The following is a 15,116-nucleotide window of genomic DNA, read 5'->3' as shown; positions in this document are numbered from 1 at the left end:
GGACAGCGATCAACGGGAGAACAGCAGGCGTGATCCGGCACCCGCGAAGAACATCGCAAGACTTGCCTCGATCCAACGACGCGCCCGGGCATAACCGCGCACCATAGGCGCCGTCGAAAACAGGATGGCGTAGCCGGCAAATATCGACATCCCCAGGAGCACGCAGCCGCCAAACGCAGTCACGGCCATTTGAGTCGAAGCCCCGGGCTTGAGGCCGAGCGACATGATCGCGACCCAGGCCAAAACCGATTTAGGGTTTCCGAGATGCATCAATATACCCCGGCGATAAAGCGCGCCGAGCGGCACGGCTGACCGGACGGCCCGGCTTGCGGGCGCGTCCGTTGCGGCAGCCGAGCGAGCCGCCTTCCAGGCGAGCCAAAGGAGGTAGAGCCCGCCTGCCATCTTGAGGATTGTCAGGGCATGAGCATAGCGCACGAGCAATGTCGAAATGCCGGTGACGGCGATCAGCCCCCAGCATGTCGACATCGTGATCACTCCGGCGGATAGAGCCAGAGCCGGTCGACGCCCGCGGCTCATCGCGACGTTCATGATCGCCAGGTTGCTTGGACCCGGGCTGCCTGCTGCGATGACATAGGCGATATAGACGACGATAAGATCTTGCATGTCCATTTCCAGGAGTCGTTGATGCGCTTTCTTCTGCTCGAAAATTGGTTCATCATGAAGCGCCATTTTCAGAAATATTGATGGACCATTTTTCGATGTCGAAGCGACGCGCCACCATTGAAATCCCGTCACTCAACGCGATCGATCGATCGGCCAGCGTAGGCCGCCAGCTTGCGCAGGCCCTGCGGAACGCCATTACCCGCGGCGAACTGAGGCTGGGCGAGCGGCTTCCCTCGACACGTACCCTCGCCGCCTCCCTGCAGATCGCCCGCGGCACCGTCGTCGAAGCCTTCGATCAGTTGACCGCCGAGGGCTATCTCCAGGCACGAGTAGGAGCCGGGACCCATGTTGCAGCGGCTCTGACGGACGCGGCGCCAGCCCTCCAGCCGCCGCCCGCCGAGCCGGAGGCCGAAGATGCGCTCGACCTGCCTGCCCCGGCGGCCCGGCTGATATCAGTAGCCCGTGCACTTACCCCTCATCCGCCCGTCCCCTTCGCCATCGCTGTACCCGCTTCGGGCATCGCGCCGGACGACAGTTGGCGCCGCCTCGGCAATCGGATGCGCGCGTCCAGGCAGGCCGCACCTTCGGGTTACCACGATCCGGCAGGCGTATTGGAGCTGCGCATCGCCATCGCTGACCATGTCCGCCGCGCACGGGCCGTTCATTGTGTGCCGGAGCAGGTCATCGTTACGGCGGGCACCCAGCAAGGCCTCTATATGGCAGGTCGGGTCCTGTTGTCCCTCGGTGATGCCGTATGGGCGGAAGACCCAGCATATCCGGGGCTGACGGCCATCCTCGACGATCTCGGCGTCCGGACGTATCGCCTGCCGGTCGATGCTCAGGGTATGGACGTCGAACGCGGCCTTGAGCTGTGTCGAGAAGCGCGCGCCGCATTCGTGACCCCTTCGCACCAATATCCAATTGGCATGCCGCTTAGCATGGCTCGACGCAATGCCCTGATCACGTGGGCCGACAAGAACCGCGCCTGGATCGTGGAGGATGACTACGACAGCGAACTGCGTTATGCCGGACATCCCTTTCCCTCAATGCAGGGGCTGCGTCCGTCGCGTGTCATCTATCTCGGCACCTTCAGCAAGATCCTCTTTCCTTCACTGCGCCTCGGTTACGTCATCGCCCCGCCGCCGCTCGTAGAAGCCTTCGCGGGCGCACGCGCCATTCTTGATCGGCATTCGCCGACCGCCGAACAGCATGTTCTGGCTGCCTACATCAGCGAAGGCTATTTCGAGGCGCATATCAGACGCATCAGAGCTCTCTATGCCGAACGCCGCAATATTCTGCTCGCGGCGCTCGAACGGGCATTGCCGCAGGGGTGCCACGTTCAGCCGAGCGATCAGGGCATGCACGTTCTTCTGTGGTTGCCCGAGAGGGCTGACGACGTGCAGCTTGCAGCGCGCGCCCTCTCGGCTGGCCTCGCGGTGCGAGCGATCTCTCCCATGTATGCCGCGCAGCCTGCGCGCCCCGGCTTGATGCTGGGTTTTGGTGGATTTCCGCAAGAGAAGCTGGAGGCGGCGGTAGGCGAGCTCGCCAGGCTGCTGCAAGCGCATGCGTAGACGCGCCTGGAGCGGGAAGTCGGCAACGGCGCATGGGACTAGACGCTCAGCCTTTCCCAGCTCTCGTCCATCTGATTGCGAAACCAGGTCATTTGACGCTTGGCGTATTGCCGTGTCGCCGCAGCCCCCTTCTCCAGCACGTCATCGCGCGTCATCTCGCCCTTCAGCATCGCCGCGATCTGGGAGACGCCGATGGCCTTCATGACAGGCGCCTCGGAGGACAGACCGAGCGCAAGAAGCGCCCTCACCTCATCTTCCGCACCCTGTTGCAGCATCTTTTCGAAGCGGCCGTTAATGCGGGCGTGCAGCACCGCCCGGTCCGGCAGAACGACGATCTTGCGGGCCTCGTTGGCATCGATCACCACGGGTCCGGACCGGCCCTGGAAATCGGCGATCGACCGTCCCGTCGCTTTGATCACCTCCAGCGCGCGGACGATGCGCTGGCCGTCCTGGCGATTGAGGCATGCCGCCATGGCGGGATCGACGTCAGAAAGCTCGGCGTAAAGCGCGTCCGGCCCTTCGTCCACGAGTCGCGTGCGCAATTCTTCCCGCAGTACCTTGGGTATATCAGGCATGTCGGAGAGACCTCCGGTCAGCGCCTTGAAATAAAGCCCGGTGCCCCCCACGAAGACCGGCAGCTGCCCGGCGGCCCTGAGCGCCGGCAAAAGCGTCGAGACATCGTGCAGCCAGGCGCCTGTGGAATAGCCGGCACCCGCCGGCACGTGGCCGTAGAGATGATGCGTTACGCCTTGCATCTCCTCCTCCGACGGACGCGCGGTCAGCACCCGCAATGTGTCGTAGACCTGCATGCTGTCGGCATTGACGACCGCGCCGCCATGGCGTTTGGCCAACTCGACGGCGAGCGCGGACTTGCCGCTGGCGGTCGGCCCGGTTATCAGGATCGCGTTCTCTACGCTCAGAAGGTTTTCCATCATGGCCCTCGTTGCCACGCTTGTTGCCAATCCGTCAAATCCTGTGCTTACTCCTGGCATCGCCGAACAGGCGGCCGAGGCTGTAACTGCTTCCGGCCTGTATTGGCTGGCCGACGGCGTTGCCTGCGACATTGCGCTGCGCGACGGCACGGATGCGCAAGCGGACGAGGCCAATCTTCTCGCCGTCATATCAAGCGCTCCCATCGACCTCGTTATCCAGGAGCAGGACAGCCGCCGCAAGAAGCTGCTCATCGCCGACATGGATTCGACGATGATCGGCCAGGAATGCATTGACGAACTCGCCGCAGAAGTCGGCCTGAAGGGGAAGGTCGCCGACATCACCGCCCGCGCCATGAATGGCGAGATCGCCTTCGAACCCGCTCTGCGTGAGCGCGTCGCCCTGTTGAAGGGACTGCCGATCTCGGTTGTCGACGAGGTGATCGCCAAGCGCATCACGCTGACCCCGGGCGGGCCGGAACTGATCGCCACGATGAAATCGAAAGGCCATTACACCGCCCTCGTCTCCGGCGGCTTCACCGTCTTTACGAGCCGCATCGCCGCCACCCTCGGCTTCGACGAGAACCGCGCCAATATTTTGCTCGAAGAGAGTGGCATCCTCTCCGGTTTTGTCGCTGAGCCTATCCTTGGAAAGCAGGCAAAGGTGGATGCGCTGAACGAGATTTCGGCACGCCTGGGGATTTCGCCACGCGAGGCAATCGCCGTCGGCGACGGCGCCAATGATCTCGGCATGCTGCAGCTCGCCGGCTCCGGCGTCGCCCTCCACGCGAAGCCAACTGTCGCCGCTCAAGCGCAGATGCGCATCAATCACGCTGACCTGACGGCACTTCTTTACATCCAGGGTTACCGAAAGACCGACTTCGTGACGGCTTGAGAAGCGTGCTCCGCCTACATTCCTCCAGCGGGTAGAGGTCGCGGTGGCTAATCTATCGCCGCCGGAGCTACTATTCCATCGGCACGGCCACAAACCGCAGATCGCCGTTTGCCGAGGCGATCATCAGCTGGGCGTTGCGTCGGCCCTCCTGTTTCAGCGATTTCACCTTGGCCGCGACCGCGTCAGGGGATTTCATGAACTCTTGCGCCACTTCGACGATCACGTCCCCTGGCTTCAGCCCCTTTTCGGCTGAGGCGGAGCCGGGCGCTACCTCCGTCACGACAACGCCGTCGACGCTCTCGGCGATGCCAAAAGCCTTGCGTGTCTCCGGGCTCAGGAGCGACAGCGACAATCCGAGCACGTTCTTCGGCGTGGCCGCATCCGGCGAGACCTGACCCTGGTGCTGGTCCGGCTCCGGCGCGCCGGGCACTGGCTGGGTCTGATCGCCGGTATCCGGCTGGTCCATATCGTCGTTCTCGTCAGGATCAGGTGTGATGACGCCGTCCTGCGAGCCATCGGGCGCTGCATCGCCGGCTGCGGCCTGATCGCTGTCTTCGAGCCGGCCGAGCTTCACCTTGACGGTCTGTTCTTTGCCGTCACGCAACACCACGACGTCGACTTCTTTTCCCACCGTGCTTTCGGCCACGACGCGCGGCAGGTCGCGCATTTCATTGACCGTCTTGCCGTCGAATTTCAGAATGACGTCGCCCGCCTTGATCGAGCCGTCGTCGACGGGACCACCTTTGATGACGCCGGCGACCAGCGCGCCCTTGGCCGTGTCGAGCCCGAGGCTGTCGGCGATGTCGTCGGTCACCGGCTGGATACGCACGCCGAGCCAGCCTCGCCGCGTCTCGCCATATTGGCGCAACTGCTCGACGACGCCGAAGGCAAGTTCGGACGGCACCGAGAAACCGATGCCGATCGAGCCGCCGCTCGGCGAGATGATTGCCGTGTTGATGCCGATCACTTCACCCCTCATATTGAAGAGCGGGCCGCCGGAATTGCCCTTGTTGATCGCCGCATCCGTCTGAATGAAATTGTCGTAGGGGCCGGCATTGATATTGCGGCCGCGCCCAGAAATGATGCCCACCGTGACCGAGCCGCCGAAGCCGAACGGATTGCCGATCGCCATCACCCAGTCGCCGATGCGCATCTCGCTGGAATCGCCGAATTTCACCGATTTCAGCGGCGTCTTCGGCTCGACCTTCAACACCGAGAGATCGGTCTTCGTATCCGTTCCGATCAGCTTCGCCTTGAGCTTAGTGCCGTTGGCGAAATTGACCTCAATGTCGTCGGCGCCCTCGATCACGTGGTTGTTGGTGACGATATAGCCGGCCGGATCGATGACGAAACCGGAACCAAGCGAGCTGACATTATGGTTGGGGCCGCGGTTGCCCTGCTGCTTGTTGAAGAAGTCGTTGAAAAATTCCTGGAATGGCGACCCGTCAGGCGCGCGCGGCGCCGGGCCTACTCCTTCATCGTCCTTCACATTCTGCGAGGTCGAGATATTGACCACGGCGTCGAGCAGCCCTTCGGCGAGGTCGGCAACCGAAGCCGGCCCGTTGTTCGGCACGACCGTCTGGACCGGTGGGGTCTGCTGCGGTGCAGTCGGTGCGGGTGACGTGGGAGCGGGAGCAGCCGGAACGGGCGCGGCAACCCCCGGCGCTGCTGTTTCAGGCGTGGTTTGCGCAAAAGCAATCCCACTGACGCCGGCTTGCGCCATGATGGCGGCGCTGGCCAGCAGCGCGAGCGTTCGTCTGAAGGGCGAGCGAATCGTGGGGGCCATCAAGCTTCCTCATAAGGGGGCAAATGCGCATATTGAGCACCAGCATAAGGCGGAATGATGGAGGGTGAAATCACCTTTTCGCGAAATCCCCGTGCAATCTGACGGACCGTCATAAAAGCTCGGACTTGGCTCTTGGAAACTAAAAGGGCCGGCGCTGGGCCGACCCTTTCTCGATCTTGGCAGGGAACTAATCCCTCATTCTCAGTTTGCCGGCGCGGCTGGCGTTGCCGGAGCGGTTGCTCCGGGCGTCGCAGGAGCGGGCGCAGCCGAGTTCGCCGGCGCGGCGCCCGCGGCGGTGTTGAAATAACGGAAGAATTCCGAATCCGGCGAAAGGACCAGCGTCGTGTCCTGCGACGAAAGCGCCGCCGAATAGGCCGCCATCGAGCGATAGAACTCGAAGAAATCAGGATTCCTTGAGAAGGCCTCGGCGAAGATGCGGTTGCGTTCGGCATCGCCTTGGCCGCGGAGAATTTCGGAGTCGCGCTGTGCGCCGGCAGTCAGCTCGACGACCTGGCGGTCAGCGATGGCGCGGCGGCGCTGGCCTTCCTCATTGCCCTGCGCCCGTAGCAGCTCAGCTTCCGCCAGTCGCTCGGCGCGCATGCGGTTGAAGGTACGCTCCGAAACATCCTGCGTCAGGTCGGTACGGCTGATGCGCACGTCGTCGAGCGTGATGCCGAGCGTCTCCGCATCGGCTTGCAGCTCGTTGCGAACCTCGAGCATCATCGCCACGCGTTCCCGGGAGAGGGCGGCTTCGATGCTGCGCACGCCGTAAACCCTGCGCAGGGCGGAATCGAGGCGCGTACGAAGCCGCGCCTCCGCCGCCTCCCTGTCGCCCGAGACCGTTTCGCGGAAACGGCGCGCGTCGTTGATGCGGTAGATGAGGAAGGCATTTACCTCATAGAAGGCGCCGCCGGAGACCTGGACACGTATATTGTCGAGGTCGAAGCGCAGTTCCTGCTTCGGCACATACTGCACCCGGTCGGCGTCGGCAAAGGCGAAGGGCAGTTTGAAATAGATGCCGGGGTCAGTTTTGACCGACTGGATTTCACCGAAACGAACGACAATGGCCTGCTCGCGGGCATTCACCACGAAGATCGAGGAATAGACCACGACCAGCACGACCGCCAGAAGGATCAGAACTACGGGAAGTCTGTTCGACATGGGTCTCAGCCTCCCTGCTGCTGTTGTTGCTGCGTCGATCTGTTGATCTCATTCAGCGGCAGATAGGGCACGGCGCCCGCCTTTTCGTCTATGATCACTTTTTTGGAACCCTTCAGCACCTGTTCCATGGTTTCCAGGAACAGCCGCTCCCGCGTCACGTCAGGAGCCTTGGAATATTCGTCGTAGATTGAAACGAAGCGTTGCGCTTCACCTTCGGCTTCCTTGACGATCCGATCCTTATAGGCCGCTGCTGCTTCGCGGATGCGGGCTGCATCACCGCGCGCCTGGCCGAGCTTCTGGTTGGCGTACTGGTTCGCCTCTTCGACGAGACGCTGCTTATCCTGGTCGGCGCGCTGCACTTCCTCGAAGGCATCGGCCACATCACGCGGCGGTGCTACGTCCTCGATCGTCACCCGGTTGATCACGAGGCCGGCGCCGTAGCGATCCATCGTATCCTGAATGATGTTGCGCACTTCGGTTTCGATCGGTCCGCGATTATCGCGGAAGGCATCCTGTGCCGGTCGCCGGCCGACGATTTCGCGCATGGCGCTTTCAGAAACCTGCTGCAGCGTTTCAGCCGGATTTTCGAGACGGAAAAGATAGGATTTCGGGTCGTTTATCGTATAGAGCACCGAGAACTGCACGTTGACGATGTTCTGGTCTCCGGAAAGCATCAGTCCAGCCGTCGAATTGCTGTTGTTGCGTCCGCCGATATTCTGCTGCTGCTCCGTCACCTTTACGATCTCGACCGAGTCCATCGGCCAGATACGAAAATGCAGGCCGGGCATGGAGATTTCTTCTCTCGGCTTGCCGAAGCGCAGTTCGACGCCGCGTTCATCCGGCTGGACGGTGTAGACGCACTGGATCAGCCAAAAAACGGCGACGATCGCCGCCACGATCACCGCCACGCCACCGTTGAAACCACCGGGAACGATGTTGCGCAGTTGATCCTGGCCGCGCCGGATAATGTCTTCCAGATCGGGTGGCCCGCCTTTGCCGCCGCCACGCGGGCGGTTCGGCCCCTGGCCCCATGGTCCCTGATTGTTACCGCCGCCGCCCCAAGGGCCGCCGCCGCCATTCTGATTGCTCCAGGGCATCAAAACCTCGTTGTTCGTTAAGTCTTCCCCGCATCCAGGACCGTGGGGGCTGACCGGCGAATGCGTTGGTGACCGTTATAGGTATCACCGCACCGGCTTTCAACGCAGCGTGAGAAACTTGGTCAATTTAATTGGAAAATAGTTCGTTTTCAGGCGCGACGGCGGTCATAGACGACAAAGCGCGTGGGATAGCTGTCCCTCTCGCCTGCCGGCACCGCTACCATCTCCCCGGCCTGCCAGGTATTCGGATCGATCGCCGGAAAGAACGCGTCGCCGTCAAGGTCGGCCTCGACGTGAGTGATGCACAGACGATCGGCAAGGTCGATTGCCTGGGCATAGATCTGCCCCCCGCCGATAATGCAGATTTCTCCGGCGCCGGTTTGGAGCGCCAGTCTTTCGGCCGCTTCCATCGCCTCGGTCAGCGAATGCGCCATGCTGACGTCGGGATGATCGATCGCCGCTTGCCGCGAAATGACTATGTTCGGCCGTCCCGGCAACGGTTTGCCGATGGAATCGTAAGTCTTGCGGCCCATCACCACAGGCTTGCCCATTGTTAGCGTCTTGAAGCGTTTGAGGTCGCTCGACAAACGCCAAGGCATGTCGCCCTCACGGCCGATGGTGCTGTTGCGGGCGACGGCGGCGATAATGGTCCTGCGGATATCGGCCATGAAATGTCCCGGTCAGACGGCGATCGGCGCCTTGATGCTGGCATCGGCTTCGTAGCCGATCAGCTCGAAATCCTCGAATTTGAACCCGAAGATATCCTCAACGTCAGGGTTGATTCGCATGAAGGGCAGCGGCTTTGGCCGGCGCGTCAGCTGCAGTTTCGCCTGGTCGAAATGGTTGTGATAGAGGTGCGCGTCGCCGAACGTGTGTACGAAATCGCCAGGCTTGAGCCCCGTCACCTGAGCCACCATCATCGTCAAAAGCGCATAGGAAGCGATGTTGAAGGGCACGCCGAGGAAAATATCGGCGGAGCGCTGGTAGAGCTGGCAGGAGAGCTTGCCGTCGGCGACATAGAACTGGAACAGGCAATGGCATGGCGGCAGCGCCATCTGGTCGACCTCAGCCGGATTCCAGGCCGAGACGATGTGACGGCGTGAATTCGGGTTGTTGACGATGCCTTTGACGAGGTTGGCGATCTGGTCGACATGGCCGCCGTCGGCTGCCGGCCAGGAGCGCCACTGAGCGCCGTATACAGGTCCGAGATCGCCATTCTCGTCAGCCCACTCATCCCAGATCGAGACGCCGTTCTCCTTGAGATAACGGATATTCGTTTCGCCTTTCAGGAACCATAAAAGCTCGTGGATGATCGAGCGCAGATGCAACTTCTTCGTCGTCAGGACGGGAAAGCCTTCCTCGAGATCGAAGCGCATCTGGTAGCCGAAGACCGAGCGCGTACCTGTGCCGGTGCGGTCGCCCCTGTCGGAGCCCTTTTCCATCACATGGGCGAGGAGATCGAGATATTGCTGCATGTTGCGCTGATTCCGTTTTCTCCAATTTAAGCCTTTGCCTTGAGGAAACCAATCGCCGACGGGTATTTTCCCGTTTTTTCTGCGGGCTGACATAAAGCTTTTATGACGTTTGCCCTTTCCTTGGACGAAGGAAATCACTATATCAGCCCCGCCGGCTCTCGGGCCGGCTATGGCAATAAATGAGCGGTGTAATAAACCTATTGGACCCGGGGGCGGTACCCGGCGCCTCCACCAAAAACCGGCGGCATTGAAGGCCGGCTTTTGATGGGGGCGAAATAGGATCGACAAGGGTGTAAAGATCGACTTTTTGCTCGGCATTGTACCGCCGTTATCGGGCTAAAATTGTAGTTGCAAACGACAACTATGCGGAAGCTCGTCTCGCTGCTTAATCGCGGTGTGACACTTCAATCAAAGTCCTAGTGGTTCGCACCTCTAGGCGGGGTCCGAAGGCACCTGGCAACAGAAGCCTTCACCTTCTCCCTCCTGACGAAATCATGTATGCTGCTCTTTAGCGTTGACTCGGCTCCGGACTTTCCCAAGGCGCCTGAACGTGCCATATACCTTGTGAAAAGACTTCAGAACCGACGAAAGACAGGAAAAGCATGGGGCAGGATCATATCCGCTACGACATTCTGGCACAGGATGCACTTCGCGGCGTCATCCGCAAGGTTTTGGCGGAGGTAGCAACGACGGGCCGTTTGCCCGGCGACCACCACTTCTTCATCACCTTCCTCACCGGTGCGGCCGGCGTGCGCATCTCCCAGCACCTGAAGTCCAAATATCCCGAACAGATGACCATCGTCATCCAGCATCAGTTCTGGGACCTCAAGATTACCGAGACGCATTTCGAAATCGGCCTTTCCTTCTCCGACGTTCCGGAAAAGCTGGTCATTCCGTTCAATGCGATCCGCGGTTTCTACGACCCCTCCGTGAATTTCGAACTCGAATTCGACGTGCCGCTTGCCGATGGCGAGGAGTTGCCGTCCGGCGAGATCACCGCTTATCCGGTCGAGGCGGCAGGAAAGCCTGATGAAGCCGCCGGCACAAAACCGGCCGACGGCGAAGAGAAGAAACCGGGCTCCGTCGTCTCGCTCGACTCCTTCCGCAAGAAGCAGTGATTTCAAAGGGAGGCCCAGCCTCCCTTTTTCATAAGGATTAAAGGCATCTGTATGAGCGCCGAAATCATCAACCTGCGTCAGTTCCGCAAAAAGCAGGCCCGCTCCGAAAAGGAGAAGCAGGCGGAGCAGAACCGCATTTCCTTCGGCCGCACCAAAGCCGAAAAACAGCTCACCCGGAGCATGAACGAGAAGGCCGACAAGGCTCATCGCGACGGCCGGATCGGGACGGATGACGACGGCGCATGAGGCTTCACGCAAAGCTTGAAGAGCCGGAAACGAATCTGCGATCAGTCACTTGCGCGGTTTCCTTGAATGGATCCTCCAAGCCGATTACGATCCGAACCGGCTTATGATCCGCAAGCACTCGGCGACACTGCATGGCCATCGCACCAGCTTTTCGCTGGAAGATGAATTCTGGGCCGAGCTGAAGACGATTGCGGCAAGCCGTTCGATGTCGCTTGCCGCCCTGATTTCCGAGATCGACGACCACCGCCCGCCGGACAGCAACCTGTCCTCGGCGCTGCGGCTTCATGTGCTTTCGTGGGCGAAGGCCGGCTGTGGCCGACAGCCATGACTCCCGGAATACAATTCAAAGTCCAACGCCGGTTTTGGGAAGCCGGCCTTCGACAAAACAAGCACCTGAAACGTCTCTGACGCAAACCCCATGGGTCTTCATTGCGCCTGGACGCCCGGCAACTGGTCAAAATTGAGCTGACCGGGCTGCACCTGCCCGGCGCGCCGGGCCGCTTCCGCCTCGGCGGCCGCCCTCGCCTGCGCATCGGCCCGTGCTTTGGCCTCCGCTTCGGCAGCGGCCTTCTCCGCGGCTGCCTCCTGCGCCAGTGCGCGCAGTCGCTCTTCCTCCGCCTGTCGTTGCCGCTCCATTTCGGCCGCTCTGACCCGCTCGGCGTCATTGAAACGATAGAGCGCCACCTCGCGACGCAGTCGCTGCTTTTCGAGTACGATCGCCTGCAATCGCTCGACGCGCCGCCGCTCGCGCTCAAAAGCACGCAGCGACAAATAGCTGGTGATATCGGTCACATCCATCGTCTTGCCGGGTGACGGCAGCATGCCGGAAAAATTCAGCCTCAGCGCCGGCTCGACACCGGGAAGCGCTTCAATGCCCGGATTGAGGCCGATGCCGACTGTCGCGCTGATCCGCTCCTCCGGCAAAGCGATCTGGGCGTCGGCGGTGACCCGGGCCAGATCGTTGGCGACGGTCACATTCTGCACCCTGAGCGTTCCATCGGTGATGTTGAAGGGAATTCCGAGCGGTGGCAGCTTAGCCTCGCCGTTGTTGAGCAGCGTCTCGACGATCGGATGCACCTTGCCCGCATTGATCTGTTCCTGCATCGTGTCGGTCGCCGCAAGCAGCGGCGGCAGAATGGCAAGGTTCAGTCCTCGTATGCTCGTATCGCCGAGTCTCAGTTCCCCCGAACCATTGAGGGAGCTGGCGATCTCGCCGATCGTCTTGCCCGAAGCCTCCATCGACAGCGACAATCCGAACTTGCCATTGGCGACCGGCGCGCCGTCACGCAGCCAGATGACGCCGGCCAGATCGGAATCGGCAAGGGCCAATTTCGTCTGCAGGAAACCGGTGCCTTCGGCATTGGTGAAGAGCAGATTGCCGGAGAGCCTGCCGCCATCCCAGTTGCCGGCCATGTTGTTGAGCTGCAGCTCGTCGCCTTTATAGGCGACGTTGCTGGTGAAATCGGAAACTGCCGTTTCCGGCAGCCCGGGCCAGAACTCTTTGGCCGACAGCTTCACCTGGATGTCGAGATCCTTGAAGATCGGCAAGCCCAGCGGCGCCTTCGACAGCGTGCCGGTGGCGGGATCGACGATCTGGCCGAACACCGCCTCGCCGAGCCAGCCGGCATCTGCCTTGGCGAGACTCAGCTCGCCGCTCGCTGTCGTCTTTGCAGCCTTGCGGTCGAAGGTCAGCGCACCGGAAAACTCATTGTCGGCCGCATGTCCCTTGAGATCGGACAAGACGATCTTGTCGCTATCGACAGCGGCATTGACCTGAACGCCGACCGGCAGCCCTGTTCCGGTCTGCGGCAAGGCTATGCCGTTCATGATAAGATAGGGGTCGATATCGGCGCTGTCGAGCGAGAGCGCGATCTGACCATTCATGAAGCTCTCCGGCCGCACGTCAACCTTGCCGTTCGCGGTAAACGAGGTCCGGTCGGTCGCAAAGGTCAGCGCTGCATCGGCGGGATCGTTGCCGGACGCCTTCACCTTAAGCGTCAGGCGGCCGTTCGCGCCGACATCGACCGGCAACGGGTCAAGCCCGGCCTGACCGAACAGGATTGACGGCATGGCGTTCTCGAGCGTCGCCTCCAGGCTCGTCGTGCCGTTTCCGGTCAGCGCCAGGAGATCGGACATGCGGTAATCGAGGTTGACCCGGCTGCCGTTCGAGACGCCGGCCAGCGTCACCGTGAGCGCATCGCCCTCGTCGCCACCGAGGGTCAGCGCGCCGCGAAGCGCTGTGTTGCCGTACCAGCCGGCATTGCGCACCAGGCGGTCGAGCACGGGATGGTGCGGAAGATGCTCGCGCAACATGGTGAAGAAGCCGCCGGGATCGGCCGATTTGAAAGTGATCTCGCCCGCACCCTTATAGTCGAGCAGCGAGCCTTCGGCCCGGCCGGTCGCCGTCAGCTCGGCGCCCGCGACGTTCTTGACGGAAAGCCGGTCGACCGCGAGCGCGCCGTCGGCGATTGTGAAGGTGGTCTCGACATTCTCGGCGTCAACCCCAAAGGCGGTGAACTTGTCGGCCTTGAGCTGTGCGGCGATCTTATGGTCGAGGACATTGTCGCCGCTCTCCTGCCCTGTCGCAAGCCCGGCCAGCGCCTGCAACGCGTCGAGATCGAGCGTGTCGCCATTCAGCGCCACCGACAGGGTCGGCGTCTGGCCGGAGATCGCCTGCCGCTCCAGCCGGCCCTTCAACGTCGCTGAACCCATGGCGATCTCGAGATTTTCGAAACGCTGCAATTCGTGAGTCAGGCTGACATTTGCGGAAAAACCCGCCTGCCGCAATTGCCGGATAGCCGGGTCGACCGAGCCCGCCAGCCAGGAGGCAAGCCCCGTTGGCTGGTTCGAGGCCAGCACTATCTGGCCGTTGAACGAAGGTTCGCCCTGAAGCAGGAGCTTGCCCTTGCCTTCCACCTGCGTACGTCCAGGCAGCGTGCCGATGGCGCTGTCGATCATCCAGCCGGTACCGGCCGGTTCCAGCTCGAGTTGCACATCGCGTAGGGTCGTGTCGCCGGCGACGATGGCCGGCAGCTTGACGCTTGCCTTGCCCGGTACCTGCGGGATCGGTACCTGCGCGACGATATCGATCAGCGAATTCAGCCGCTGGCGCGCCGAAACCGCGGGATCACGGGTGGTCTTGCCGGCTGCGCCATGATTGCCGATGCGGTTCACGTCGATCTGCTGCCCGTCGGCGGTCAACAGGAATTCCGGCGCATTGCCGGTATCGAGCGTCGCCTCCCCAGTAATCACATAGGGATCGTCTGTTGGACCGATCTCCATCCGGTATTCGGGAATGCGGATACGTTCATTGGTGAGCTCGAAACGGCCCTTGACCCTTGGCGGCTGCTCGTTCTTGTTGGCCGACTTGGCACTGTTGCGGATTTCGATCGCCGCCGAAAGCTGGCCCTGATAGTTCGGCTTGCGGTCGACCAGCTTCAGTTCGCCGTCGAGATCGATACTCACCGGATGCTTGTCCGGCGAAAGCTTCGTGCGCATGCGCAGCACGCCTTTCTCGTCCGGCTGGCTGCTCGAAATCGAAAAATTGCCGTGTTCGCCGTCGAGCGCCGCATCGCCCTCGACGCGCCAGGGACCGGCGAGCGATTTGGCCGACATCTCCGCATTCAGGCCGGTGATGCGGCGCGCCCGGCCCGACTGGTCATCAAGGAAGTCGACTTCGCCGCCGCTGACATGCACATTTTCGAGAACGACTGTTTTTGCCGGTATTTCGGCGCGGCTGCCGCGCATCCAGTCGAGTGTGCCGTCTTTGAGCAATCTGAGGCGCACCTTCGGATTGACGACGCGCATGTCGAAGATCAGCGCCTCGCCCGACAGGAAAGGCGCAAGCTCGGCATCCATGGAAAACTGTTCGACCTGGACGATCGGAGTACCGTCAGCCTCCTGACCGACACGCAAGTCATGCAGCGTGACCGACGGAAACGGCAGCAGACGGGCATCCACTGTGCCGTGGACGGTGACTTTCTTGCCGATGATGCGGCTTGCCTGATCCTCGAAATTCTTGCGGAAATCCGTCCAGTCGATGAACAGTGGCGCAAGCAGCGCCACAAACAGCACTACGACGATCACTCCCCCCAGAAAGACGAGGAACCGGCCTACCAATGCAAGGATTCTCCATTCGGGGTTCTGTTGCCGACGCTGTTCAGGATTCTATTGTCGACACTAGCGCTATTCATGCCGGGGGCAAGGCCCAAGTT

Annotated in this window: 13 protein-coding genes and 1 other RNA gene; 6 read left to right on the top strand and 8 right to left on the bottom strand. The window is 61.6% G+C overall.

Annotated elements, in window-relative coordinates; translation table 11 throughout:
* Positions 1-9: 9 nt before the first annotated feature.
* Positions 10-624, bottom strand: coding sequence for a LysE family translocator (locus FFR93_RS10720; protein WP_138393194.1), 615 nt, complete (start codon positions 622-624; stop codon positions 10-12).
* Between the two features lie 95 nt (positions 625-719).
* Here FFR93_RS10720 and FFR93_RS10715 point away from each other — a divergent pair, with 95 nt between their 5' ends.
* On the top strand, positions 720-2,195 hold the full coding sequence (locus FFR93_RS10715; protein WP_205910738.1) for a PLP-dependent aminotransferase family protein: 1,476 nt from the start codon (positions 720-722) through the stop codon (positions 2,193-2,195).
* 38 nt (positions 2,196-2,233) lie between these two features.
* Here the strand turns inward: FFR93_RS10715 and miaA are convergent, their stop codons facing one another.
* On the bottom strand, positions 2,234-3,130 hold the full coding sequence (gene miaA / locus FFR93_RS10710; RefSeq protein WP_171049152.1) for a tRNA (adenosine(37)-N6)-dimethylallyltransferase MiaA: 897 nt from the start codon (positions 3,128-3,130) through the stop codon (positions 2,234-2,236).
* Here miaA and serB point away from each other — a divergent pair.
* A complete protein-coding gene (gene serB, locus FFR93_RS10705; protein WP_138393191.1) occupies positions 3,129-4,019 on the top strand; it encodes a phosphoserine phosphatase SerB in 891 nt (296 codons plus the stop codon). The two genes, miaA and serB, sit on opposite strands and share 2 nt — an antisense overlap.
* A gap of 70 nt (positions 4,020-4,089) precedes the next feature.
* On the opposite strand, the gene FFR93_RS10700 is transcribed toward serB, so the two are convergent.
* The 5 genes from FFR93_RS10700 to FFR93_RS10680 form a co-directional block, all read right to left on the bottom strand.
* Entirely contained in the window at positions 4,090-5,805 is a 1,716-nt protein-coding gene (locus FFR93_RS10700; protein ID WP_138393190.1) for a DegQ family serine endoprotease, read from the bottom strand.
* 201 nt (positions 5,806-6,006) lie between these two features.
* The gene (locus tag FFR93_RS10695) at positions 6,007-6,966 is read right to left on the bottom strand and encodes a protease modulator HflC (protein WP_138393189.1); all 960 of its coding nucleotides are present in this window, start codon (positions 6,964-6,966) and stop codon (positions 6,007-6,009) included.
* 5 nt (positions 6,967-6,971) lie between these two features.
* Positions 6,972-8,063: an FtsH protease activity modulator HflK gene (gene hflK, locus FFR93_RS10690; RefSeq protein ID WP_064705549.1), complete on the bottom strand. Its 1,092-nt coding sequence runs from the start codon at positions 8,061-8,063 to the stop codon at positions 6,972-6,974.
* A 149-nt stretch (positions 8,064-8,212) separates the two neighbouring features.
* Positions 8,213-8,731: a dihydrofolate reductase gene (locus tag FFR93_RS10685; protein WP_138393188.1), complete on the bottom strand. Its 519-nt coding sequence runs from the start codon at positions 8,729-8,731 to the stop codon at positions 8,213-8,215.
* Between the two features lie 12 nt (positions 8,732-8,743).
* Positions 8,744-9,538, bottom strand: a complete 795-nt coding sequence (locus FFR93_RS10680; RefSeq protein WP_138393187.1) for a thymidylate synthase — start codon at positions 9,536-9,538, stop codon at positions 8,744-8,746.
* A 111-nt stretch (positions 9,539-9,649) separates the two neighbouring features.
* Between FFR93_RS10680 and ssrA the strand changes: the two genes are divergently transcribed.
* The 4 genes from ssrA (at position 9,650) to FFR93_RS10660 (ending at position 11,230) form a co-directional block, all read left to right on the top strand.
* Positions 9,650-10,012: a transfer-messenger RNA gene (gene ssrA / locus FFR93_RS10675) on the top strand.
* Between the two features lie 128 nt (positions 10,013-10,140).
* Complete coding sequence (locus tag FFR93_RS10670) at positions 10,141-10,656, top strand: SspB family protein (RefSeq protein ID WP_064705552.1); 516 nt, start codon at positions 10,141-10,143, stop codon at positions 10,654-10,656.
* 51 nt (positions 10,657-10,707) lie between these two features.
* A complete protein-coding gene (locus FFR93_RS10665; RefSeq protein WP_064705553.1) occupies positions 10,708-10,902 on the top strand; it encodes a DUF4169 family protein in 195 nt (64 codons plus the stop codon).
* Positions 10,903-11,005: 103 nt separating this feature from the next.
* Positions 11,006-11,230, top strand: coding sequence for a ribbon-helix-helix domain-containing protein (locus FFR93_RS10660; protein ID WP_064706123.1), 225 nt, complete (start codon positions 11,006-11,008; stop codon positions 11,228-11,230).
* A 98-nt stretch (positions 11,231-11,328) separates the two neighbouring features.
* Here FFR93_RS10660 and FFR93_RS10655 read toward each other — a convergent pair whose 3' ends face one another.
* Positions 11,329-15,021 carry an AsmA-like C-terminal region-containing protein gene (locus FFR93_RS10655; protein WP_138393186.1) on the bottom strand — a complete coding sequence of 1,231 codons (3,693 nt, stop codon included), beginning with the start codon at positions 15,019-15,021 and terminating at the stop codon, positions 11,329-11,331.
* Between the last annotated feature and the right edge of the window lie 95 nt (positions 15,022-15,116).

This window comes from Rhizobium sp. MHM7A, from assembly GCF_005862215.1.
Classification (GTDB): domain Bacteria; phylum Pseudomonadota; class Alphaproteobacteria; order Rhizobiales; family Rhizobiaceae; genus Rhizobium; species Rhizobium bangladeshense.
The sequence above is the reverse complement of the archived record's forward strand: the minus strand, read 5'-3'. Positions and strand labels throughout refer to the sequence as shown.

Coding starts and splice junctions, on each gene's coding strand:
- miaA (WP_171049152.1), bottom strand. CDS start 3,130: ATGATGGAAAACCTTCTGAGCGTAGAGAACGCGATCCTGATAACCGGG.
- FFR93_RS10670 (WP_064705552.1), top strand. CDS start 10,141: ATGGGGCAGGATCATATCCGCTACGACATTCTGGCACAGGATGCACTT.
- FFR93_RS10715 (WP_205910738.1), top strand. CDS start 720: ATGTCGAAGCGACGCGCCACCATTGAAATCCCGTCACTCAACGCGATC.
- FFR93_RS10665 (WP_064705553.1), top strand. CDS start 10,708: ATGAGCGCCGAAATCATCAACCTGCGTCAGTTCCGCAAAAAGCAGGCC.
- FFR93_RS10700 (WP_138393190.1), bottom strand. CDS start 5,805: ATGGCCCCCACGATTCGCTCGCCCTTCAGACGAACGCTCGCGCTGCTG.
- serB (WP_138393191.1), top strand. CDS start 3,129: ATGGCCCTCGTTGCCACGCTTGTTGCCAATCCGTCAAATCCTGTGCTT.
- FFR93_RS10720 (WP_138393194.1), bottom strand. CDS start 624: ATGCAAGATCTTATCGTCGTCTATATCGCCTATGTCATCGCAGCAGGC.
- FFR93_RS10660 (WP_064706123.1), top strand. CDS start 11,006: ATGATCCGCAAGCACTCGGCGACACTGCATGGCCATCGCACCAGCTTT.
- hflK (WP_064705549.1), bottom strand. CDS start 8,063: ATGCCCTGGAGCAATCAGAATGGCGGCGGCGGCCCTTGGGGCGGCGGC.
- FFR93_RS10685 (WP_138393188.1), bottom strand. CDS start 8,731: ATGGCCGATATCCGCAGGACCATTATCGCCGCCGTCGCCCGCAACAGC.
- FFR93_RS10680 (WP_138393187.1), bottom strand. CDS start 9,538: ATGCAGCAATATCTCGATCTCCTCGCCCATGTGATGGAAAAGGGCTCC.
- FFR93_RS10695 (WP_138393189.1), bottom strand. CDS start 6,966: ATGTCGAACAGACTTCCCGTAGTTCTGATCCTTCTGGCGGTCGTGCTG.